Origin of the sequence: Rhizobium tropici CIAT 899 (assembly GCF_000330885.1) — a bacterium.
Classification (GTDB): domain Bacteria; phylum Pseudomonadota; class Alphaproteobacteria; order Rhizobiales; family Rhizobiaceae; genus Rhizobium; species Rhizobium tropici.
This window is the reverse complement of the sequence record NC_020062.1, coordinates 1-21833: the sequence shown is the minus strand read 5'-3', so window position 1 is coordinate 21833 and position 21833 is coordinate 1. Positions and strand designations below refer to the sequence as shown.

Here is a 21833-nt window from a genome sequence, read left to right as displayed (position 1 = left end):
TGAGGATGGAAAGCGAGGGTGCGGCGTACGCAAAGGACTTCTGCGAATCGCGCTCTAAATAATAATCCCGTTGAGATCCACTTCGAAAACTTGAGCTAATATACTACGCTCTTGAGAAGAGTCGAACCAACGATCCCGTCTTTCATTGGCTATACTTGCCGCAAATTCTTCTTCGCGAGTGGCTGCTTGCTCTCCGGAAAAGCCAGCATGTGCCTCGGAAGCGGACCACCAGCTGCCTGCAGACCCGGCCGGACCGACAATGATACTGAAAACGGCCCAGGTACGCGCGTGAGAACCCATTCGATGGAGACGGGCCAGTGAACGAAGTCCATCACGATTGTGATGCTCCTCCCCCGTGGAGGCTTCCTGAGCCCATTCTCGACCGGCGCAGGAAGCCCGTGCTTTTTCATTTCGCGACATTGCGATCGAGGAAACTCCGGATCAGCGGTGCCATCTCGTCCAGCTTGTCTTCAAGCGCAAAGTGGCCAGTATCAAGGAGATGGAACTCTGCTTCGGGAAGATCGCGAAGATAGGGATGCGCGCCCTCTTCCGGGAAGATCTTGTCATTCTTGCCCCAGACGATCAGCGTCGGCGGCCTGCGGTCGCGGAAGAACGCCTGGAACTGCGGATAGAGCGGCAGGTTGGTGCGGTAGTCGTAGAACAGGTCGAGCTGGATATCCTTGTTACCCGGCCGGTCGAGCAGCGCCTGATCATGAACCCAATTGTCGGGGCTGATGCGGGTCAGGTCCTTGACGCCATCGGTATACTGGAACTTGGTCGTCTCCGGCGCGACGAGCACCGAGAGCGCCTCCCGATCCTTCTTCGCCCCCGACTTCCAGTAGGCGCGGATCGGGTTCCAGAAATCGCGAATGCCTTCGTCATAGGCATTGCCGTTCTGGACAATCAGTCCCGTGACGCGATCCGGATGCTTGAGCGCCAGCCGGTAGCCGACCGGTGCGCCATAATCCATGACATACATCGAATACTTGGCGGCACCGAGCTTGGTCAGCAACGTATCGACGATATCGGCATAGTGGCCGAAGGAATATTCGAACTTGGTGTGATCGGGTGCGTCGCTCTGACCGAAGCCCGGATAGTCAGGAGCGATGACCCGGTAGCGGTCAGCGAGCAGCGGCATCAGGTTGCGGAACATATGAGACGATGTCGGAAAGCCGTGAAGCAGGACGACGACGGGGCCGTCGGCTGGGCCTGCTTCGCGATAGAACACGTTCACGCCGTCGATTTTCACGGAGCGATAGTGGATCGTCGCGGGTGCCTGCTGAGTGATCGCAGGTGTTTCGGCGAAGACTATGCTTGCGGGGGCGGTAACAAAGATGCTGGCGGATGCGAGAAGCAGGGCGGCAAGAGTGCGAGACATTGTGGTTCCCCTCAGGACTGGTTGCGGGCGGCTTATTGCCTGCAACAACCATCGCTTTTTCGGCGCGGAAGGAGAATGTTCATATTGGACAAGGGATTATTACGTCTGGTGATATGAGTGTGGCCGGACTGAGCGGTCATTTGGATGAACCGTGACGGTTGCGTCGGCGTTTGTGAATGTCTCTTTCGGCCAGATCGCAGCCAACGCGATCGGCTTGCCCAGCAACAATTGCTGTTAGTAACAACCGGGCTCTCGTGTCCGCTCCAACGTTGATCCGGCACAAATCGGCGGCGAAACCGGGCATTCAGCTCAGTTGGATGTGGGTCTGTTCCGGTGACTTAAAGGGCTAATTGAGAAGCCTGTTCTCACGGAGGCTGGCCGAAGCCATATCAACAAACGCCCGAACCTTCGCAGGAGCATGCCGGCCCTCAGGATGCAGTATGTGAATGGGCATGGGCGGTTCTTCGTACTCGCTGAGTACGATCTGTAACTCTCCCGCCATCAATGCGGGTCCAATTTGGTAATGAAGCACTCTTGTGAGGCCCCATCCCTCGCGTGCTGAATGGATAACGGCTTCGTTGGTATTGCATTGCAGAACCGGCTCAACCGTTACACGCTGATCATCGGCAAACCGCCACTCAGGCGATGCCCAAGCTGCAGTCGATGCAGCAATGCGGTGGTCTTTGAGATCGGCCGGCGATTTCGGAACACCGTAGCGTTCGAAGTACTTGGGCGAGCCACACATCACGCGACGAACAGTTCCCACCTTGACAGCGGTAAGGCCTGAATCCGGGAGATGACCAATGCGAATGGCCACATCAATGCCTTCATCCACGATATTAACAGGCCGATCGACGAAAAGCGTCTTCGCCTTCACCGTGGAGTATGTGTCGAGATAGCGCGTCACGATCGGAAGCACATACATCTGACCAAATAAAACTGATGCTGTGATGTAGAGAGTTCCTGTCGGGGTGGCGTACGAACCACCGGCCGCCGCTTCCGCTTCTGCTATATCTGCCAGGATCCGGCGGCAATCGTCAAAATAACGCGCTCCGGCCTCGGTCATCTTCACTGAGCGAGTTGTTCGGACAAAGAGACGAGCCCCGATCAGGTCTTCCAGGGACGCGACTGCACGAGTGACAGCCGGGGCGCTCATGAACATCTGGCGAGCGGTATCTGCGAAACTTTCGGTTTCAGCAACCTTCACGAAAATCCGCATTGCCTGCCAACGGTCCATCCACTCCCCCAAAGCGCTCGATTTTCCAATACTTTAAGTGCTCGAAACCGAAGCCTCAAGGGGCATCACGCCAAATATCAAAGTTGATTGGGTTAGCGCGGATGGCTTGCGCAATGCGTTCTATTTCCGCACAGGCTTCTACGGAAAGGCCAGCGCATAATGCGCGCTGGCGGCTTTCCCGGCAGGCATCCAGCGCAAGCGAGATCGCGACCGAGATCTTGAAATCGAAGCTGGAACCACGCCTTGCAACGTCCATCTCAGCGCCGGTCATGCCGAGGGCACGACCGGCTTCCTCCTGCTTCGCGAGTAAGGGCTGGCCCGCGCTGGTTCCCGCAAGAGCAAGCTCTATTGAAAGCCTCACCCGTGGATCAATGGACAAGCCGACCATTTTCAATCTCCCCGATGTGCGGGCTAAAATCCAAAGTCGCTCAACCCCGGATGGTCGTCCGGCCGGCGGCCAAGCGGCCAGCGAAACTTGCGATCCGCTTCAGCAATCGGGTGTTCGTTGATGCTTGCATGACGTTCCCGCATCAGGCCATCCTCGGCAAATTCCCAGTTCTCGTTGCCATAGGCGCGGAACCACTGGCCGCTGTCGTCGCGATATTCATACGCATATCGGACGGCGATACGATTGCCGGTGAAGGCCCATAATTCCTTGATCAGGCGATAGTCGAGCTCCTTGTTCCACTTGCGGGTCAAGAAGGCCTCGGCCTCGGCACGGTTCTTTGCGAACTCGGCGCGGTTGCGCCAACGCGTATCGAGCGTATAGGCAAGCGCCACCTTGGCGGGGTCGCGGCTATTCCAGCCGTCTTCGGCAAGACGGACCTTTTCGATTGCGCTCTGTTCAGTGAATGGGGGAAGCGGGGGACGGGACATGGATGACTCCTCTGGAGTTGGTGTTAGAAAGGCGCGGAATAAGGGGCGGCACCTCTGATCCCGCCCTTACTGTCGTGTCATGGGGCAATTCGGTACGCTGGACGCAGCAATCCAGGTTTCAAACAGCAAGCTGCAGCCCGCCCTCCTGTTCGGCGGGAACGGTGCAGCAGAGTAGGACTTCGTCGGCGTCGATCTTCGCGGTGGGCTGCTTGACGTACGCGACAGCACCCTCGACGAGCTTCGTCCGGCACGTCCCGCAGTTTCCTTCCCGACAACTGAACTCGGGCTCGAGGCCACGTGCCTCGGCAAGTTCCAGGAGAGTGCCGGAACCAGGTGTCCAGCGTGCTTCTTTCAGGGAATTCGTGAATACGACGGGTACGGGCTTTTCCGACGGCTGTGTGGCGGAAGACGCGGCTGCTGCTGTGGGTTGCCCAGTGCGGATCAGCGACGACGGACCGAAAGCTTCAGCCTGGATGCGATCGTCCGCAATGTTGAGGGTCCGCAGCCCGTCATAGAGTCCTTGTGTGAACTGTGCAGGTCCGCAGAGGTAGAAATCATAGTCGTTGAAGGGGAGAAACCGCGTCAGCATCGCCATATCGATCCGCCCTGCGGCGTCGAAGTCCCTGCCCTCTTCAGCATCCGTGGTGTCACTGAGGACCCTGACCAAGCGCACGACGCCCTTCGTCGCACCGATAAGGTCGGCGATCTCTTTATCGAACGGTCGATCAGCCTTGGAGCGAGCTGCGTAGAACAACGTGACCGGACGGACACGCTGCTTGCGGAGCCCTTCGTAAACGACATGACGGAGCATCGCGAGCAGCGGCGTGATGCCGACGCCTCCTGCAAGAAGAACCGCTGGGCGTGTCGCGCGGGCGTCGATGCTGAAGTCGCCGGCCGGCGCGCGCGCCTCGATGACATCGCCGACAGCAATACAATCATGGAGAAACTGAGATACCCGACCATCGCGCTTGACGCTGATGCGGTAGATCCGGTCTGATGGCGCGACCGAAAGCGTGTAGGTGCGAATGACAGCCTTTTCTTCGCCGGGCAGCTTTATACGTATGGGTAGATGCTGACCGGCGTTGTGAGGGAGTAGCCCTGCGCCATCACCTGGCTGCAGATGGAAAGACTTGATCGTCGCGCTTTCATCGACGATCGCGGTGACGGTCATTGGCCGCCAGCTTGTGGCAAACTCAGCGGCACGGAGACGATCGGCCGCTTGCTGCCAGTTCCCCGTCATCAGGGAACTCGGCGACCAGCCGTCCTTCTGAAAAGCCCATCTCGAAGCCAGTGCATTGCGGCGACGAACGAGGCTTGTCGGCTTGAATGTCCAAAAGCGCTCAGTGCCCTGGAAGGCGGCGATCTCGGGCGAGTCGAAAATGACTTCGGCTTTCCCCGTCATCTGCAGCATATCGCCCGTTTTGAAATCCACGAACAGAAGTCCCGCCTTTCCGTTCAGCAGGATGTTGCCGAGCGTCGCGAAGAAGAGATTTCCATCGAAGTCGGGGATTGTCAGGATGCCGTCGTCACCGACGCGAACAAATCCGGCGTTTCCACCGCGATGTGAGACGTCCACTTGGCGCCGGTCTTCGCGATCGACGTAGGAGGCAACGAAAAACGCGTCAGCTTCTCGGATAACCGTGCGCGCCTGCTCATCAAGTGCAGGCAGCTCCTCAACTTCACCTTTAAACAAAGTTCCCGGCTGGCGTTCGAACGCGAAGTCGCGCAGCTGAATGTAGCGCGGGCAATTTCCGAAGCTCTGGTCAACATCGACGCGGAAACCGCCATCGATCGTCGAGACAAAACCATTCATGCGGTTGCGGCGACGCGTGTGCATCTCGATACCGAGAAGACCAATCGGCAAGCCGTCGGCCAGTCCTTCGCTTGCTGGGTCGCTCGGATCTCGGGTCGCGGCAATGTCCAAAACGACGGGAGAGGGTGACGACATGAAACCCGGCTGGCCTTCGACAAAAGTCGCCCAGGCGTCACCGGCTTGATCGACGCTGCCAAGAACGATGAAAGGCAGTTGGGCGTAGAAGTCTCGATGCTGGTCGGGCATGAAATCGCGAACGACGCGCTGGCCCACAGCGGCCATGCGTTCCTTTACACCGAGCTTTTCCTGGATAAAGGTCTCGCCTTCATGCCACGTCGGCAGTTTTTTAAGCTTCATGGACATCTGCGTTCTCCAGAAAAAGAGGCGGAGAGCGTGCGAGGTGCCGCACGCCCTATCGAGGCTCAGGCGGCAAGACCGACGGGCGTTTTGACGAAGTCGACGAAACCCGGCAGTTGTTCGACCCGACGTAAGAGAGCATTCACGGACGCGTACGCAGTGAGGTCGACATTGCCTTCCGGAGCGCGCGCGACATAGCTGTAGATCGCGACATCGGCGATCGTCGGGCCGTTGCCCACCAGCCATTTCCGCCCCTGCAGCTGGCTCTCGATCCGGCCAAGGATGGTGTGTGCGCGGCCAATGACCTCTTCCGGATTGAACTTGGCGCCGAAGACCGTCACCAGACGAGCGGCTGCCGGACCGTATGCGATCTCACCGGCTGCAACCGAAAGCCACCGCTGAACGTCGGCCGCTCCTTTTGCATCTTCAGGAAGCCATGCCGTCTGACCTGCCTTCTTGGCGACGTAGACTAGGATCGCGTTGGAATCCGAAATGAAGACATCGCCATCCGCCAGAACCGGGACCTGCCCGAAGGGATTCATTTTCAGGAAGTCGGGCTGCTTGTGGGCGCCAGCCTTCAGATCGACCTCGACCAGCTCGTGCCGGAGTCCGATCAGTGAAAGGAAGAGCCTAGCGCGATGCGAGTGGCCAGACAGCGGATGGTGATAAAGTCTCATGCGATCGCTCCTGATTCAAGACCGGGTCCATTCCCGATCCGTAGGCACAGGATGCAACGAGCGATCGGCCAGCTGAATATTCATGTTTGACATTGGACCGTTACGCTGCATGAAACAGTGCCGGAGCCGCCGAGATGACAGGTGAGTTTCGCACCGACCCCGATGAGCGATCCCCTAAATTGAAGGAGGTCTCCCAACGTCCATTTTTTCCCGCAGCGCCTTGATCAAGTCGACGAAGTGGCGGAGTTTCGCCGGGATGTTCCGTCTTCCCGGATAGTAGAGACACAGCCCCGGGTATGGCGGGGTCCAATCGGCGAGGACTTGCTCCAGCCTTCCAGCGGCCACATCGTCGGCGATCTGCCATTCGTTCAGATAGGCAAGTCCGGCTCCATTGCGGGCCGCCCGGAGCATCAGATCGCTGTCATCAAGCGTGAGCTTGCCCGGAACGTCGAGCGCGAAAGTCTCTCCCCTTCGCTCGAACTCCCAGCGGTAGATCGCGCCGCTCGCCATTCGGGCGCGGATACAATGGTGATCGTGAAGGTCAACCGGAACCTGTGGCTTTCCATAGCGTCGGAAGTATTCGACCGATCCGACGATGGCAGGGCGGATGCTGTCGCCGATTGGAACGACCACCATGTCAGGGGGAACAGCCTCCCGGATCCTTATTCCGGCATCGAAGCCCTTTGCGTTGACGTCGACCAGTGCGCCCTCGGTGACGATCTCCACCGACATCAGCGGGTTCCGGCGCATGTATTCCAGGATCAGCGGCGTCAGGATCATCCGGGTCGCACCGACCGAGGTGTTGATGCGCAAGGTGCCCGTCGCTTCCGCTCGGTGCTCGTCGACGTGCTCGACGGCGCTGCGGATCGCCTCCAGCGCCGGACCGACGCTTGCCACGAACTGTTCACCTGCTGCTGAAAGGACCACGCTCCGCGTCGAGCGATTGAACAGTCTGACACCCATGCGCGTCTCCAGCGCGGCGATCTGCTGGCTGAGGGATGATGAGGAAATTCCCAGTTCGCGAGCCGCAGCTCGAAAACCACCTTGGGAAGAAACGGCGAGGACCGCCTCGAGTTCGGCAAGAGAGCCACGCATCATTGTCCGTAATTTCCTATCAGCCTGAGCACTTTTGGCCAGCTTATCAGGACAATCCCGAAATGCCAGATATGCCTCAACAGTCAAAAGGAGTTAGAAATGCGCGACATCGACAAAATCTATATCGACGGCCAGTTCGTCACGCCGCAGGCGAACGAGACGGCCGATCTCCACAATCCGTCCACGGAAGAGAAGATCGGCAGGGTTCGCCTCGGCGGTCTCCAAGACGCGCAGGAGGCCGTCGCGGCGGCGAAACGTGCTTTCCCCGCGTTTTCACGTACGACGAAGGCCGAGCGCATCGACATGCTGAAGCGGTTGAACGCCGCCGTTGCCGCCCGCGTCTCCGATCTCACCGAAGCGATGGCACTCGAATACGGCGCTCCGCAGACTTTCACGCGTTTCGCTATTCCCCATGCTGCTTCGAGCTTTCTCACCATGGCGAACGTTCTGGAGGGCTACGAGTTCGAGCGCCGTATGGGTCGAGCGCGCGTGGTCATGCAGCCGGTCGGTGTCGCCGCCGCCATCACGCCGTGGAACAGCAACATCGGCTTCATCACCTCGAAGCTCGCAACCGCCATCGCCGCCGGCTCGACCATCGTCATCAAACCGAGCGAGATGAGCGCGATACAGACGCAGGTCCTGGTCGAATGCCTGCATGAAGCGGGGTTGCCGAAAGGCGTGCTCAACATCGTCAACGGGCTCGGCAATGTCGTCGGCGCGGAACTCAGCCGGCATCCGGATATCGCGAAGGTGACCTTCACCGGATCCACCGCGGTCGGCAGGGAAATCCTGCACGGCGCCGCCGACACCTTCAAGCGCGTCACGCTGGAGCTTGGCGGCAAGGGTCCGAACATCATTCTCGACGACGCCGATCTGGACGTGACCATCCCCGCCGTACTGCGGATGGGCTTCATCAACAGCGGCCAGGCCTGCATTGCCGGCACCCGTGTCCTGGTTCCCAAGCATCGGCTCGCCGAGGTCCTGGGCAGGTTGAAGCAGGAGGTCGAGCCGTTCAAGGTCGGTGCTCCGGACGATCCGGACACGATGATCGGACCAATGGTCAGTCAGAAGCAGTACGACCGCGTCCAGTCCTATATCGAGCTGGGGACACGAGAGGGCGCCAGCCTCCTGACGGGCGGTCTCGGACGGCCTACCGGACTGGATCGTGGCTGGTTCGCAAAGCCGACCATATTCACGAATGTCGACACCCGGATGCGCATCGCCCGCGAAGAAATATTCGGTCCGGTCCTTTCGGTTATCGCCTATAGCGACGAGGGCGAGGCCGTGTCCATCGCGAACGACACCCAGTACGGGCTTCAGGCCTATCTTCACGGCACCGACACCGCACGCATGCAGACGCTCGCGGATCGACTGGAGTGCGGCCGCGTGGTTGTCAATGGCGCGCCGCACGAGCCGCTCGCTCCCTTCGGCGGCTTAAAGCAGTCGGGTATCGGTCGCGAGTATGGCGTGTTCGGCCTCGAGGCGTTCCTGGAACCGAAAGCCGTTGTCGCCTGATAAGCTGAGCTTGAGCGGACCGCGTCACGGATTCTGAATTCGGACGAGAACATTTCCGATAGCCTTGCCGCTCTCCTGGGACTCTTGTGTCTCGGCCACTTCGGGGGCATATGCCTTCGCGATCCGCGGGGCATGTGCCCCCGACGCGGCGTAGGCTGAAACCTCCTCGGCGGCCTCCCGCATCGCGGCTTCCGGCGTGGTGTAGACGTCTACGATGCGGTCGACGCCGTGGCCGCCGGTCGCCGATCGTATGCCTTGAGCGGCATCCTCTTCGTGCCGGTTGAGCACAAGATCGGCCCCGGCCGCTCGCGCGACCTCAGCCTGCTCCTCGCGGCTCACCGTCGTCGCCACCCACGCCCCCGCCCATTTCGCAAGAAGGATCGCCGCGGTTCCGAACGCGCGGCCCCATTGCGCCATGTAGATCCAGACCCCTTCGCCGTGTCTCGGGCACGCCTGGCCGTAAGGCGTCGATGACCCCCGCGCCGTCCTGATGCGGTACGATCCGGGGGAACGGCATGGCCTTGCCGCCAAATCCGGTCCGCGTCTTGATGTCGGAAGGATTGATGCCAGAGGCGACCACCCTCACCCGGACCTCTCCGGCTCCCGGCTGCGGATCGGGCAGCTCGCCGACAGCCAACACCTCCTTCGCAAATCCCTGTCGGTCGTAAAAAGCAGCTCGCATCACGCACCTCTGAATATAGCTGCCTCGAACTAGGGGCGACAACATCGCCCACTATGCCGCATCCGGCGCGTTCTACTTCCTTGTATCCTCGGTCTCACTCGCAATCAGCGACGCTCGAAAGGCCCGCGCCTCGCGCTAAAGCGCCGTTTCGGGCACCATCTTTCTCGCGCTGGCGCCCGGAACCTCGTGACAATTATCGCGCCTTACCTCTGCCCTCGTGAGAAGATCAGCCTGCCGGCAGAGACATCAGTCCGCGCCACCGCGGGAAATCGGACTGAACAGTTCCGACGGCTGCGGCCTTGCTGTAAGACTGGTGGCCGACGTTCCTGATGTCGAACGCTCCGTTTCCGAACAACTGGTTGCGAGCGCCCATCAGGTATGCACCTACTCCAATGCGATCCGCAGCAACGTACCGATGGAAGTCGCATAATTTCGACGCCGGCTACTTTCATGCCGCTTAAGAAATCATACTTCAAGCAAGTCAAATCCACGGCCAAAAACCAATTCGGAATGGCTTCCACAATCGCGATGCTACCTCGCGTTCCTGTTATTTAGGGCGTGATGCCTGCCAATGGCAGTGGCTGCCGATCTGGAGATCAAACAACATGTCACGAATAAACAATAAGGAGTGAAGCCGATGAGCCCCGATACTTTCGACGCCATCATCATCGGTGCAGGACAAGCCGGACCGTCACTTGCCGGACGTTTGAACGATGCCGGCATGAAGGTGGCCATCATTGAGCGACATCTCGTTGGTGGCACCTGCGTCAATACCGGCTGCAAACCGACTAAGACGCTTGTTGCAAGTGCCTATGCCGCACATACCGCGCGCCGCGGGTCGGAGTATGGCTTTACCATCGGTGGCCCTATCGAAATCGACATGCGGGCAGTCGCCGCACGGGCACGCAAAATCATCCTCGACTCGCGAGCCGGGAATGAAAGCTGGCTTGCCGGAATGTCAAACGTCGAGTTGATCCGAGGCCATGCGCGTTTTATAGCATCCCACACGATAGCGGTTGGCGAGCGGGAGCTGACGGCGCCGCTGATATTCGTGAATGTTGGTGGCCGGGCGAATATTCCTAATGCACCGGGGGTTGGCGAGGTGCCTCTCCTCACTAATACTGACATCGTGGCATTGGAGAAGCTTCCCAGACACCTCGTCGTGGTCGGCGGAAGCTACATCGGTCTTGAATTTGCGCAGATGTACCGCCGTTTTGGATCCGAGGTGACGATCGTGGAACGCAGTGATCGATTGATCGCGCGTGAGGATCCTGATGTCTCCGACGAGATCCGCGCTATCCTCGAGCGCGAAGGCGTGACTATAAGGCTGGGAGCCGACTGTATCGGCTTTGAGCGACGTGGCGATGAGATAGCCGTATCGGTGAATTGTGAGAGCAACAACGCGCCCGTGATCGGCAGCCACGTCCTGATGGCGGTCGGCCGGCGACCGAATACCGATGATCTCGGCCTGGATAAAGCCGGGATCGACACGGATGGTCAAGGTTATATCACCGTTGACGATCGTCTCCAGACAAACATTCCCGGCGTTTATGCCCTAGGCGACTGTAACGGACGCGGAGCTTTTACGCATACGGCCTACAACGACTTTGAGATCGTTGCGGCCAATCTCCTCGACGGCGAAGATCGCACTGTTGATCAGCGCATTGTCGGCTACGCTCTCTACATCGACCCACCTCTTGCTAGAGTTGGCATGACCGACGCGGCTGCGGAAAAGAGCGGCCGTCGTCTCTTGTTCTCGAAGCGTCCGATGTCACGTGTCGGCCGAGCCGTCGAAAAGGGAGAGAGCCAGGGGTTCATGAAAATTGTGGCGGACGCTGACACTCGGCAGATTTTGGGCGCAGCAATCCTCGGCACCGGTGGGGACGAAGCCATCCACGGCGTACTCGATATGATGCATGCCGGCCAGACGATCGACACGTTTCGCTGGGCCTTGCCCATCCATCCGACCGTCTCCGAGCTCTTGCCGACTTTGTTGTTGGACCTCAAGAATCGTGGGTCGTGAAGTTTACGAAAAGTGAGGATATTACATGACAGAAGACGAACAACTTTGGGAATGGCGGCGCAGGATCGCCGACCTTTATTACATGATACGCTCCAGCTCGGACGTCGTTGCTGCCTGGAACCTCTGGTGCGACACGCGTGTATCCCTGTTTCGCGATCATCCTCAGTCGCCGATCGAGGCGGCAGAGCGCCAGGTCTTCGAAGGACCGACAACATTTCCTTATGATCCTTCGTTGCGCTTCATCGTACGGCTTGAGCCGGTCACGCCGGAACAGATGACCGTTGCAACTGGAGCGGATGGCGACCTATCGATGCATTCGTTCGCCCGTACCGCGGGTCTTGAGACCAAATTGGGTGGCGAACTGACGCTTTACTGGATCGAGGGGTACGGCGGTGGTGTGTTCCTGCCCTTTGTCGACGCGACGTCCGGGACCGAAACATATGGCGGCGGGCGATATCTTCTCGACACTATCAAAGGCGCAGATCTGGGCGTTGCCGGCGCAGACGGTAGGCTGGTCCTTGATTTCAACTTCTCCTACTTTCCTTCCTGCGCGTATTCTTCACGATATGTCTGCCCATTGGCACCATCGGGAAATCGATTGAAGGGTGCGGTCAGAGCCGGAGAACGCCATCCGATCTCGAAAGTGTGATTCTTCAGTGTTGCAGCGCTAAGGCCGGCCGTTGCAGAATGTCGATGCATTGGCCAGCACTCACAGTCTGTACGGCTCTATCGTCTCAGAGCAATTCCAGGAAAAGTGCGCAGTATCCGTCTTAGTCAAGCTTGCTGAGGCGTCCAAAAGCGATCCTCCCGGATGAGTGCGTTTGCGAGGACGATTAGCTTTCGCATGATGGCGGTGATTGCCGCCTTAGCGGCTTTTCCGGTTGCGGTGAGTTGCTGATATTTGCTCTTGAGGTCGGGATTGAAGCGGATGGCGACGAGGGCCGGCATATAGAGGGCGCGCCGAAGCTGGGTCCTTCCGCCTTGAATGAAGCTTTTGCCCCTCCATTGGCCGGACTGTCGCACGATGGGCGCGAGACCGGCGAGACTGGCGGCCTGTTTGTTGGCCAACGTTCCGAGTTCCGGCATGTCGGCAATCAGCGCCATGGCGCAGGTTGCGCCGATGCCCGGAATGCTGGTGAGAATGTCGAAGCGGTGCTGCAATTGCGGCTCGGCGGCGATCAACCGACGGCTCTCGGCATCGACGGCCTCGATTTGAGCCTCGACCTGCCGCAGCCGCTGCTCGGCCTGGCGCTGCAGCAGGGGGATGGTCAGTTGCTTCTGCCGATGCAGCAGAGCGCTGCGGTCCTTGACGAGAGCGCGACGCGCGGTCAGCAATTCGGCCAGAAGATCAAGCGCCTGGCTGCGGATCGGCCGGATGTCCGGGGCCATCACTGCGCCGAACCGAGCCATGACGCTGGCGTCGATGCGATCCGTCTTGGCCAGCCGGCCACAGGCTTTGGCGAAGGCGCGCAGGCGCTGCGGGTTCACCTTGACGCCAGGTAGGTTCGCCGTTGCCAGCATGCGTTCGAGGCGCCGATGGTAGGCGCCGGTCGCCTCGAAGACAATGCGGGTGGGCGCGTAGGGCGACAGCCAGCGGATCAATGTCCGCAGCCCTTTGGCGTCGTTGAGGAACTGCTTGTCGATGCCATCCGGCAGGAGATGGACATCGAGGCGATCTTTCGAGATGTCGATACCGAGGGTTCGTGCTATCGTGTCAGCCATCTTTTCCGTGTCCCATGCTTGTCATGCGGGCCGTCAAAGCCCCGCTATCCGTTCAGGCCTCATGGAAAAGAAAGGGGCGATCCTAYTGCGCAACGGTTCTTTCAGACCAGCGGTTTCCCGATCCCACCCCTCCCGCCGCCTGTGGGTGTTCAGGTCCACAGGCGGCAATCCATTGTCGCCTAAAACGAGACAAAGTCATAAGACAACCGGTTTTCCGTCCGGAATTGCGAGACAATAAAGAGATAGAACGGCTCAGAGATTCCGTGAAAGACTAAATCGCTCTAGGCTGTGGTGACGATTTAAGGATTTGGGGTTCCCAGTGAGGAGCAAATCAGATTCAAGACTGATTTTTGGAGGTCGGTCATGGATATCGATAGGCTCAGTGCGGAACAGTGGTCTCGGATCGAGCCGTTTGTGCCGGGAGGACGCAAGGGGCGTCGTGGTCCGCGCTCCAATAACAGGCGGTTCGTCGAGGCGCTGGTCTGGATGGCCCGCTCTGGTGGACGTTGGCGTGATTTACCCGAAGGTTATGGCAACTACCAGACCGTCAAGCGGCGCTATTACCGCTGGATCGAGATGGGTGTCCTCGAAAGTTTGTTCGAGGCGTTAGCGCGAGAAGCGGACCTTGACTGGGTCTCGATCGATTCCACCTCCATCCGTGCCCAGCCTCAAGCCGCTGGCGCCCGGCGAAAAAGGGGGGAGCGGACGCCCAGGGCCTTGGCCGCTCACGCGGCGGGCTAGGCACCAAGATCCACGCCGTCGTGGATGCTTTGGGGCTACCGGTGCGCTTCGTACTTGCACCGGGACACCGTGGCGATGTGATTTATGGCAAGGAATTGCTCCATGGCCTCAATCCCAGCCACGTCATCGCCGACCGAGCCTATGATGCCGAACACTTCCACGACACCATTCTGGACGCCGGCGCTGTTCCGGTCATTCCACCACGACCCGGGCGACGACGCCCGCATGTCTGCAATTGGGGCCTCTACAAGGAACGCAACCTCGTGGAGCGCTTCTTTGCAAAGCTCAAGCAATTCCGTCGCGTGGCTACCCAATACGACAAACTCCTCGTCAACTTCAGAGGGTTCGTCATCATCGCTGCAATTGCAATCTGGCTCAAATAGTTAAATCGTCACCATAGCCTAGCATGTCTCGCAACAGTTGCTATCGAGATGTTTCTGCACAAAAGCTTCGTTTCGAGAAGAAGTTCGTTATCCCCGGGCACGCCTCCCATGAATCTGCCATGCGGCATGGCTTCGAACACGTGAAGATCCACAACGACGCCCGCAGACCTCGACAAACGATGCAATCGAACAGTATTTGACAAGAAGAGCATCCTAGGCGGCGCGCGACGTGGCAATATGCGGTGGCTCAAATATGCCAAACCGCAAGGGACAGCCAATCGGCGCGTCGCATTGAGGAGGAGACGCGGCGGTCCTCCGGTTACACGGTGCTAGGCCGATTGCGCCCCGCCATCGGCGATCCCTTCGCAGGGAAAGGTCATCCTCACACAGGCGCCCTTGGAACCAGCATTGACGACAGCGACGGTGCCACCGTGCAGCTCCATGATCTCCCGAACCAGATTAAGCCCCAGTCCGGCGCCGCGGCCATCTGGCCCGAGGCGATTGAACGGCTCGAAGATTTGTTCGCGTGCGTCCCAGGCGACGCCTTTGCCTTCGTCGGAAACGTCGACGAAATGCTCCTTGCTGACACGCACAGAGATTCTTCCTTGGCGTCCGCCATGGTCGATGGCGTTCTGGACGAGATTGGTCAAAGCCCGCTCCAACGAAGTGTGGTCGCCGATCACCAGCACCTCGTCGACTTCCGGTTCGAAGCTCACCTCATAGCCGGCACCGAGCGCCAGGGGACCGAGGTCGAATAGCACCTGCTTGGCTATAGCGGTCAGATTAACCGGCAAGAAGTGATCGCGCTTCTGGTCGAGGCGCTGGAGATCGAGCAACTGACCGGCAAGTGTCGTCAGACGTGCCGCATCTTCCAGCAGGTTACGCCTGTCTGAACCAGCAGGCAGGGCCGAAATGCGTGCGTTCAAAATGGCGATTGGTGTGCGCAGTTCATGGGCCGCCTGTGCCAGGAAATGCTGATGTCGCTCATAGCCGACGTCGAGACGACGCAGCGCATCATTGACTGCACCGACAAGTGCGTTGATTTCGATGGGCACATCATTCGCCTGTAGCTGAGTGCCGCGCTTGTCGAACTCTATGTGAGCGGCCTGTTGTACGATCCGCCGGAGACCCGCCAAAGCGCGCCGCACCACCAGTGGCGTGGCAAGCGAGGTCGTCAAAGCCACAAGCACGATCACGGGCAGAATGAGCGAGACCAGCCCACGCGACATGGTTCTTACCAGCCGCTGCAAGGACATCTGTCCTTTCGTGCCCGTCAGAATCTGAACCCGACCGGCAGGGCTGTCGACCCATTTGATCACGGCGTCGGGTTTCCCGGCGAGTTCAGGTTGCTTGCTAAGGCGTGCGTCGCTGAGTTGGTCGAGCATCGCGATAGCAGGCAGATAGGCGGGAGGAATGTTGCCCTCTTGCAGGCGATGTCCTTCGCGATCGCGGATCGCAAACCACAGGTCAGGTTCGTTGGCACGAAGAGAGCCAAGTGCTGGGGTCTCCCGCAGCATCAGTCCGCCCGTCACGCCCCGTTCGACCGCTTCGGCGAGCACGTCTATGCTGGCGCCCTCATAATCATTGAGCAGGTAGCCGGTGCTCCAGAGCACAGCTGTGATCATCAGCGGTATGATCGCGATTATGCATGCCTGCAGCGTTACCAGCCTGCTGACCAGCACCCATTTCAGCGAGGGTTGGCGCATCACGCCGTCTCGCTGATCAGATAGCCGACACCGCGGATGCCGTTAATTGCAACGTCCGCATGGGCGTCGGTGAGCTTACGGCGCAGGCGGGAGATATGTGTATCGAGTGCATTCGATTCGATCTCGTCGTTCATGCCGAAGACTGCTTCCATCAACATCTCGCGCAGTACCATCCGCCCCATCCGCCTCATCAGCGCTTCGAGCACAAGCAGTTCCCGGCGCGGCATGCGCAGAGGGACGGCTTCGACATGTGCCTCACGATGCCCGAAATCGAATGACAAGCGGCCCAACCTAACGATATCAGGCTGCAGATTGGCAGGGCGGCGCAGGAGCGCGCGCAGCCGGGCCAGGAGCTCTTCAAAAGAAAAGGGTTTGCCAAGATAGTCGTCCGCGCCGCTATCGAGGCCGGCGATCCGGTCAAGCAGGTCCCCCTTCGCGGTCAATACAAGCACGGGTACGGTATCGCCTCTGGCGCGCAGTGATTTGACCAGCGACAGGCCGTCGCCGTCAGGCAATCTGCGATCCAGCACCACTGCGTCGTAGACGTTGTCGTAAAGAGCAGCGTCGGCATCCACGAGGGTCGCCACATCGTCCACGACCATACCTTGGCGCACAAGTCCATTGCGCAAGACGGCAGCCATTGGTTTTTCGTCCTCGACCAGAAGCACCCGCATTCCGTCCGCTCCATTACATACCCGCGCCCGCGGGCCATTCATGCGCAACTAACATCCTTCCATTGAGACAACCTTGCAGGCGGTTCTGGTGGCGTGAAGGCACCGCCGCCGGCATATGTATGCCAGAATGGAGACGGTGATCACCATTTCGAGGAGGGGTCCTTGAAAAAGATTAGCATTATCGGATTGGATTTGGCGAAGAATGTGTTTTAGGCCAACTTCAAAGGGTGGCATCGGCTTAAGCTTGGCCAGGGGGTGCGTCTGGCATGGTACCAGGCTTCACGCGTTGATCGACATGGTGATCTGCCGCCATGTTGCGATGGCGTGGAAGCGAAGCTTTCGATGGTCTGCGGCGCTGAGATGTTTGCGGTGAAGAAGAAACAGATTGGCGATCTGGCCCTGTGTCGAGACGAAACGCTGGCATTGCCGGACCGACTTGAAGTGCATCATCCGCCGTTCGCGTCGTCGTACGGGAAGAAGTGAATTTTCGGCGCGGTTGTTGATGCCTTTGTGTGACCGATGCTCGACGCCCGGGAGCAGGAGAGATTTCGGTCATCGCCACCAAATACCAATCCGTTCCCGACAGACTCGTTAACCCGACGCTACCCTTTGATCGCCGCCATTCCACCAGGCGGGCCTTCTGTAGAAAGCTGAAGCTTCAGGGAGGATGACAATGCGAGCCGAGCCCTCTTTCGTGGAGCCCATAATTTTGGTTGACGCCGGAGCCTCGCAATAATCTGCCCGATACCGCGCAAAATCACAGGCGGAAACTATCATGGATTATACTTCCATATCGAAAAATTATATATGTACTTCAATCCATTAATGGGCCTTGCATTGAGGCACTATATTAACGTGGACAGGCGCATAAGCCACACCCTAATTACCCACTCGCGCTTCCACTTTGTTACTTGCCGGCTGAAAGTCCGGTCGGTGCGCTATCTTCCATGCCAAGGCCGTATTGGGCGTTAGCATGGGATGAGAACCTTATGCAAGACGGGCCTGCTAATGCAGGAAACCTTGATTGTCGCGCCACAATCGACTCGTCCCTACCGCGCGGCCGGCTTTCGTGCACGAGGATTGGTAATGGGAGCTTATGATTAGACTCCTGTTAACCATCTTGCGTTTAAAGATTGTTAATCGAGAGGCAAACCCGCCCTCCCAGTTTTTGCGAATTATCGTTCATGTCGATCATCCACGCCCTCGGCGCAAATAGCGGTCGCCTCATCAGAATCACCTTTGGTCCTGGGGGCCGCGAGCGCCCGCCGGTGCGCGCGACGGGCCAGGCGAAACTTGCCAAAGCGCGCATCATGATGCTCGCGGGCGGGCTGCTCGTCTGTTATGTGGCGATCTTCGCCAGGCTTACCTATTTCGACATGGAGCCGAGGACCGACACCTCGGCAATTCCTCCGGATCATGTCAGCGCCGCGCGTCCGGATATCGTCGACAGAAACGGCGAATTGCTTGCAACGGATATCCGCACCGTTTCGATGTTTGCGGAGCCTAACCGTGTGATCGATCCGGACGAGGCAGTGGAAAAAATCGCCTCGATCTTTCCCGATATCGACCGCAAATCACTTTATAAGAAGCTTGCCGATCGCCGCTCGCATTTTGCCTGGCTGCGCCGGCAGCTGACACCGAAGGAACAGAGCGAAATCCTGGCACTCGGCATTCCCGCAATCGGATTTCGGCCTGAGGTCAAGCGCTTCTATCCGGGCGGGCGAACCGCTGCCCATATTCTCGGCTATGTCGATATCGACAATCACGGCGTCGCCGGCATGGAGAAATATCTCGACATGCAGGGCCTGTCGGATCTCGCATCAACGGGCCTGACGAGCCGCGACCAACTGGAGCCCGTGCGGCTTTCGATCGACCTGCGCGTTCAGAACATCGTTCACGACGTGGTGTCGGATGCGATCGGCCGCTACCAGAGTCAGGCGGCCGGCGCCGTCATTCTCGACATCCACACCGGCGAAGTCCTGGCCATGGCCTCGGCACCCGACTTCGACCCGAACGATCCGCAGACTGATGTCAAAGGCTGGCTGAACCGCATGTCGAACGGCACCGACGAGATGGGATCGGTTTTCAAGACCTTCTCGATCGCGATGGCCATCGATACCGGCACGGTCAAGCTGACGGACACCTTCGACGCCAGCTCTCCCCTGCACTACGGCGGCTTCACTATCCATGACGATCGCGACGTGCCACGGCGTGTCCTGTCGATCCCGGAAATCTTCCGTTATTCGTCCAACATCGGCACGGCCAAGATGATGGACAAGGTGGGCATGACCATCCAGAAGAGCTACCTGACCCGCTTCGGTCTGCTGTCGAAAATGCAGACGGAACTGCCTGAGGTGAAAGCGCCGAGCCAGCCAAGAGTTTGGAAGAAGCTCAACTCCATAACCATAGCGTTCGGCCACGGCGTCGCCACCACGCCGATGCAAACCGCCGTCGCGGGTGCCGCCCTCATTGACGGCGGCAAGCTGATCGAGCCGACCTTCCTGCCGCGCACGCAGGAAGAGGCGGAAAAGACCGAAACGATGATCGTCAAGAAGAGCACCAGCGACACGATCCGCTACCTCTTCCAGTTGAACGGTGAGCAAGGGTCTGGCAAACCTGCCGACGTCCCCGGCTATCACGTCGGCGGGAAGACCGGCACCGCAAACAAGGTCATCCACGGGGTCTACTCGCACAAGCTCAGCTTCAATTCATTCCTGGCGGCGTTTCCAATGAATAACCCGAAATATGTGGTGCTGGCCTTCGTCGACCAGCCGCTGACAGGCCAACACAATTTAACCTTCGCGACCAACACGGCGGCACCCATGGTTCACGACATCATTGCCCACGCCGCGCCGCTGCTCGGTGTCGAGCCGGATTTCGGATCGAACTTGCTGGCCGCATATTAAGGATCACGCTGGCTCTGACGCGTCGCGACGGCTGCGGCGTCGGACGCCGCTGTAGCTGCAGCCACGCGGGATAAAATGGCGGCCCGCCCGCGTGATTCAGCCTGTCGTTTATCTTCTCGCCGAAATCTTCCTGGCAAGACTGGCCAGGTTTCTGCTCTGCCGCATAGCGCGCCAATGCTAGGGATCCCGTACAATCAAAACCCTGACAGCTGTCAGGGTTTGCGGTCCAAGCTTATTGATAGGTAGCACGACATATGCTCTCCTCTGACCGCTCGCCTTACGCGGGGTAAAGCTTTCCATGCCGTCTCCCCATCCGCTTATTGAAAAACCCTGACAGCTGTCAGGGTTTTGTTACGAGCGCGGAAACTGGGCAGAGCCTATTCCGAAGTCGAGACAAACGACCTTGAGCTGCCGTCAACGCTGGAGAAACGTCACATCACATCATTGCCGCTATCTATTTCCTCGGTGTAATCTGCCGGGCGCCCGGCGATAACTGCAACTGAAGAGGGACCATACTGTTTGCCCCTTCATTCAGACCAAGGGCGGCTCATGCTCACGGATTCCAAACCGCCTTTGCGCCAGGCGCGGGGTAGAAATAGCCGGCGAATTGGCAGGAATTGGAGATTTGAAATGAGGCCCGCTTCACAGTTTTTCATCGCGGAAACCGGTGGATGGGTTGTTGATCATCGCGCGAACTCTGCCCTCCCCGGCTATCTTGTCGTTGCCTCGAAGAGATCTGCAGATGATCTGTCGGACCTATCCGATGACGATTTGCGCGAAATCGGTCCGTTATTGGCGCTATCTCAAGCAGCCCTGAAGAAGTAACTCCGCGTTCCGCGCGTCTATATCGGGCGCTATGGTCATAGCTCCGGACTCGCTTTTCATTTCCATATCATTCCTATCTATGAGTGGGTCGAGAAACTGTTCTGGCGAGATGCCCGATATCGGCTCCTCGGACAATTTACGGAAGGGGAGGAGCAAGGCGAAACGGACGGCGCCGAACTAACCCTGTTCGTCTGGCGGGAGTTCTGCGAACGTGCGTTGCCGCCTCCGATCGAAGGACCGACCGTTTCCGAGGCAATCGACCTTCTGCGCAGGAAAATACGTCTCCGTTTGCAGGCTATCTGAAAGCTGTTGCTGAACGACAATTTGCTTGACTATTCCCTCCCCCTGCCTTGCTATACATCATAAAACAAGCGGAATGCCTCGCTATTCATATCCGAATTCGGCACCGCCTAACTGCCGGGTTTTTCAATGAAAATTTCTAATCCTGAAGCTATATGGGCGCTAGCTTCCATAAGCGATACCGAGTTGACTGAATTTTCTAGCGACGGTGGGAGCGTGCATCCACCAGCGCCGATTTTGTTTTCAGTAGAGAAGAAAATAAGCCTCCGAGTGAGCAATTCGAGCGCTTACTCGCCGGTTCCATTCCCACATTCGTCTATGACCATTCCAATGACTCTATCCCGCCGGAACAATGAGGACACACAATGCATTGCGTATTGTCGATTAAACCGGGATCCAATCTCTGAAGCTCAATTCTACCCCTTTTGAAGAGTCATCGAGCGAGTTGCTACCACTGAAGTTCATTACAAAATCGTAAGGGTGCTATTCATTTTCGGTTAAGCCTTAATCGGTCATCAAAGTCATGCGTAAACACGCAGCATCACCCCCAATGCTTATGAGGTTTCACATGAAAAGCCTGCTTCTCTCCACCGCCATTGCCCTGGCTTCCGTCGTTGCCGTCAGCGCTCCCTCCCAGGCAGCTCCATTTCATCGTCATCACCACAATTGCTTTGTGAAATCCGTAAAGCATAGGGTTCATGGCCATTGGGTGGTTCGCAACGAGCGCATCTGCCGTTAACCCAACGTGCGGCTTTGGCCGTCGGCAAGGTTCGATGGCCAAAGCTGAATGGCTTGCCGCATCCATATCGCCTAAGAGAATGTATATCCCGCGGCCTCTTTGCTGTGCTGTCCCGAAGGCTCATTCCGATCGCATACTGTTGGTGTCTCGGAACCAGCGCATCTCAGCAAGCCGATCTGATATG

18 protein-coding genes and 2 pseudogenes are annotated in these 21833 nt (G+C 58.5%); 7 read left to right on the top strand and 13 right to left on the bottom strand.

Going from position 1 to position 21833, the window contains the following annotated elements; genetic code table 11:
* Nucleotides 1-406 precede the first annotated feature (406 nt).
* The 7 genes from RTCIAT899_RS22315 to RTCIAT899_RS22285 all read right to left on the bottom strand — a co-directional run bounded on the left by RTCIAT899_RS22315 (nucleotide 407) and on the right by RTCIAT899_RS22285 (nucleotide 7436).
* Nucleotides 407-1378 carry an alpha/beta fold hydrolase gene (locus RTCIAT899_RS22315; protein ID WP_015342063.1) on the bottom strand — a complete coding sequence of 324 codons (972 nt, stop codon included), beginning with the start codon at nucleotides 1376-1378 and terminating at the stop codon, nucleotides 407-409.
* A 346-nt stretch (nucleotides 1379-1724) separates the two neighbouring features.
* Nucleotides 1725-2615 (bottom strand): LysR family transcriptional regulator, encoded by an 891-nt coding sequence (locus RTCIAT899_RS22310; RefSeq protein WP_015342062.1) that lies wholly within the window; start codon nucleotides 2613-2615, stop codon nucleotides 1725-1727.
* A 55-nt stretch (nucleotides 2616-2670) separates the two neighbouring features.
* On the bottom strand, nucleotides 2671-3003 hold the full coding sequence (locus RTCIAT899_RS22305) for a hypothetical protein (protein WP_015342061.1): 333 nt from the start codon (nucleotides 3001-3003) through the stop codon (nucleotides 2671-2673).
* 23 nt (nucleotides 3004-3026) lie between these two features.
* On the bottom strand, nucleotides 3027-3491 hold the full coding sequence (locus RTCIAT899_RS22300) for a nuclear transport factor 2 family protein (RefSeq protein ID WP_015342060.1): 465 nt from the start codon (nucleotides 3489-3491) through the stop codon (nucleotides 3027-3029).
* Between the two features lie 118 nt (nucleotides 3492-3609).
* Nucleotides 3610-5667, bottom strand: a complete 2058-nt coding sequence (locus RTCIAT899_RS22295; protein WP_015342059.1) for a 2Fe-2S iron-sulfur cluster-binding protein — start codon at nucleotides 5665-5667, stop codon at nucleotides 3610-3612.
* A gap of 59 nt (nucleotides 5668-5726) precedes the next feature.
* A complete protein-coding gene (locus RTCIAT899_RS22290) occupies nucleotides 5727-6338 on the bottom strand; it encodes a glutathione S-transferase family protein (RefSeq protein ID WP_015342058.1) in 612 nt (203 codons plus the stop codon).
* Nucleotides 6339-6512: 174 nt separating this feature from the next.
* Complete coding sequence (locus tag RTCIAT899_RS22285) at nucleotides 6513-7436, bottom strand: LysR family transcriptional regulator (RefSeq protein WP_015342057.1); 924 nt, start codon at nucleotides 7434-7436, stop codon at nucleotides 6513-6515.
* Nucleotides 7437-7532: 96 nt separating this feature from the next.
* Here RTCIAT899_RS22285 and RTCIAT899_RS22280 point away from each other — a divergent pair, with 96 nt between their 5' ends.
* Nucleotides 7533-8948: an aldehyde dehydrogenase family protein gene (locus RTCIAT899_RS22280; protein ID WP_015342056.1), complete on the top strand. Its 1416-nt coding sequence runs from the start codon at nucleotides 7533-7535 to the stop codon at nucleotides 8946-8948.
* Between the two features lie 24 nt (nucleotides 8949-8972).
* Here the strand turns inward: RTCIAT899_RS22280 and RTCIAT899_RS34520 are convergent, their stop codons facing one another.
* Nucleotides 8973-9365 carry a zinc-binding dehydrogenase gene (locus RTCIAT899_RS34520; RefSeq protein ID WP_245337256.1) on the bottom strand — a complete coding sequence of 131 codons (393 nt, stop codon included), beginning with the start codon at nucleotides 9363-9365 and terminating at the stop codon, nucleotides 8973-8975.
* The gene (locus tag RTCIAT899_RS34660) at nucleotides 9265-9630 is read right to left on the bottom strand and encodes an alcohol dehydrogenase catalytic domain-containing protein (protein WP_376766899.1); all 366 of its coding nucleotides are present in this window, start codon (nucleotides 9628-9630) and stop codon (nucleotides 9265-9267) included. Before RTCIAT899_RS34660 ends, RTCIAT899_RS34520 begins: the two co-directional genes overlap by 101 nt.
* 637 nt (nucleotides 9631-10267) lie before the next feature.
* Here RTCIAT899_RS34660 and RTCIAT899_RS22270 point away from each other — a divergent pair.
* Both RTCIAT899_RS22270 and RTCIAT899_RS22265 read left to right on the top strand, forming a co-directional pair.
* Entirely contained in the window at nucleotides 10268-11653 is a 1386-nt protein-coding gene (locus tag RTCIAT899_RS22270) for an FAD-containing oxidoreductase (protein ID WP_015342053.1), read from the top strand.
* Between the two features lie 25 nt (nucleotides 11654-11678).
* Nucleotides 11679-12302 carry a DUF1684 domain-containing protein gene (locus RTCIAT899_RS22265; RefSeq protein WP_015342052.1) on the top strand — a complete coding sequence of 208 codons (624 nt, stop codon included), beginning with the start codon at nucleotides 11679-11681 and terminating at the stop codon, nucleotides 12300-12302.
* Nucleotides 12303-12427: 125 nt separating this feature from the next.
* Here RTCIAT899_RS22265 and RTCIAT899_RS22260 read toward each other — a convergent pair whose 3' ends face one another.
* Nucleotides 12428-13375 carry an IS110 family RNA-guided transposase gene (locus tag RTCIAT899_RS22260; RefSeq protein WP_015342051.1) on the bottom strand — a complete coding sequence of 316 codons (948 nt, stop codon included), beginning with the start codon at nucleotides 13373-13375 and terminating at the stop codon, nucleotides 12428-12430.
* Nucleotides 13376-13738: 363 nt separating this feature from the next.
* Here RTCIAT899_RS22260 and RTCIAT899_RS22250 point away from each other — a divergent pair.
* Nucleotides 13739-14499, top strand: a protein-coding gene (locus RTCIAT899_RS22250; protein WP_085999222.1) for an IS5 family transposase whose coding sequence is annotated in 2 segments (ribosomal slippage) — nucleotides 13739-14066 and nucleotides 14066-14499 — 762 coding nt in all. Because the reading frame shifts where the segments join, the coding sequence is not laid out codon by codon here.
* 329 nt (nucleotides 14500-14828) lie between these two features.
* Here RTCIAT899_RS22250 and RTCIAT899_RS22245 read toward each other — a convergent pair.
* The 3 genes and pseudogenes from RTCIAT899_RS22245 to RTCIAT899_RS22235 all read right to left on the bottom strand — a co-directional run.
* Nucleotides 14829-16205 (bottom strand): sensor histidine kinase, encoded by a 1377-nt coding sequence (locus tag RTCIAT899_RS22245; protein WP_015342048.1) that lies wholly within the window; start codon nucleotides 16203-16205, stop codon nucleotides 14829-14831.
* Nucleotides 16205-16879 carry a response regulator transcription factor gene (locus RTCIAT899_RS22240; RefSeq protein WP_015342047.1) on the bottom strand — a complete coding sequence of 225 codons (675 nt, stop codon included), beginning with the start codon at nucleotides 16877-16879 and terminating at the stop codon, nucleotides 16205-16207. Before RTCIAT899_RS22240 ends, RTCIAT899_RS22245 begins: the two co-directional genes overlap by 1 nt.
* A gap of 279 nt (nucleotides 16880-17158) precedes the next feature.
* Nucleotides 17159-17410: pseudogene (locus tag RTCIAT899_RS22235) on the bottom strand (IS6 family transposase); the annotation flags it as partial.
* A 653-nt stretch (nucleotides 17411-18063) separates the two neighbouring features.
* Here RTCIAT899_RS22235 and RTCIAT899_RS22230 point away from each other — a divergent pair.
* From RTCIAT899_RS22230 to RTCIAT899_RS33875, 3 genes and pseudogenes are all read left to right on the top strand, one after another.
* A complete protein-coding gene (locus RTCIAT899_RS22230; protein ID WP_015342046.1) occupies nucleotides 18064-19785 on the top strand; it encodes a peptidoglycan D,D-transpeptidase FtsI family protein in 1722 nt (573 codons plus the stop codon).
* Between the two features lie 630 nt (nucleotides 19786-20415).
* Nucleotides 20416-20913, top strand: a pseudogene (locus RTCIAT899_RS34255) (HIT family protein).
* A gap of 565 nt (nucleotides 20914-21478) precedes the next feature.
* Complete coding sequence (locus tag RTCIAT899_RS33875) at nucleotides 21479-21649, top strand: hypothetical protein (RefSeq protein ID WP_015342044.1); 171 nt, start codon at nucleotides 21479-21481, stop codon at nucleotides 21647-21649.
* Nucleotides 21650-21833 lie beyond the last annotated feature (184 nt).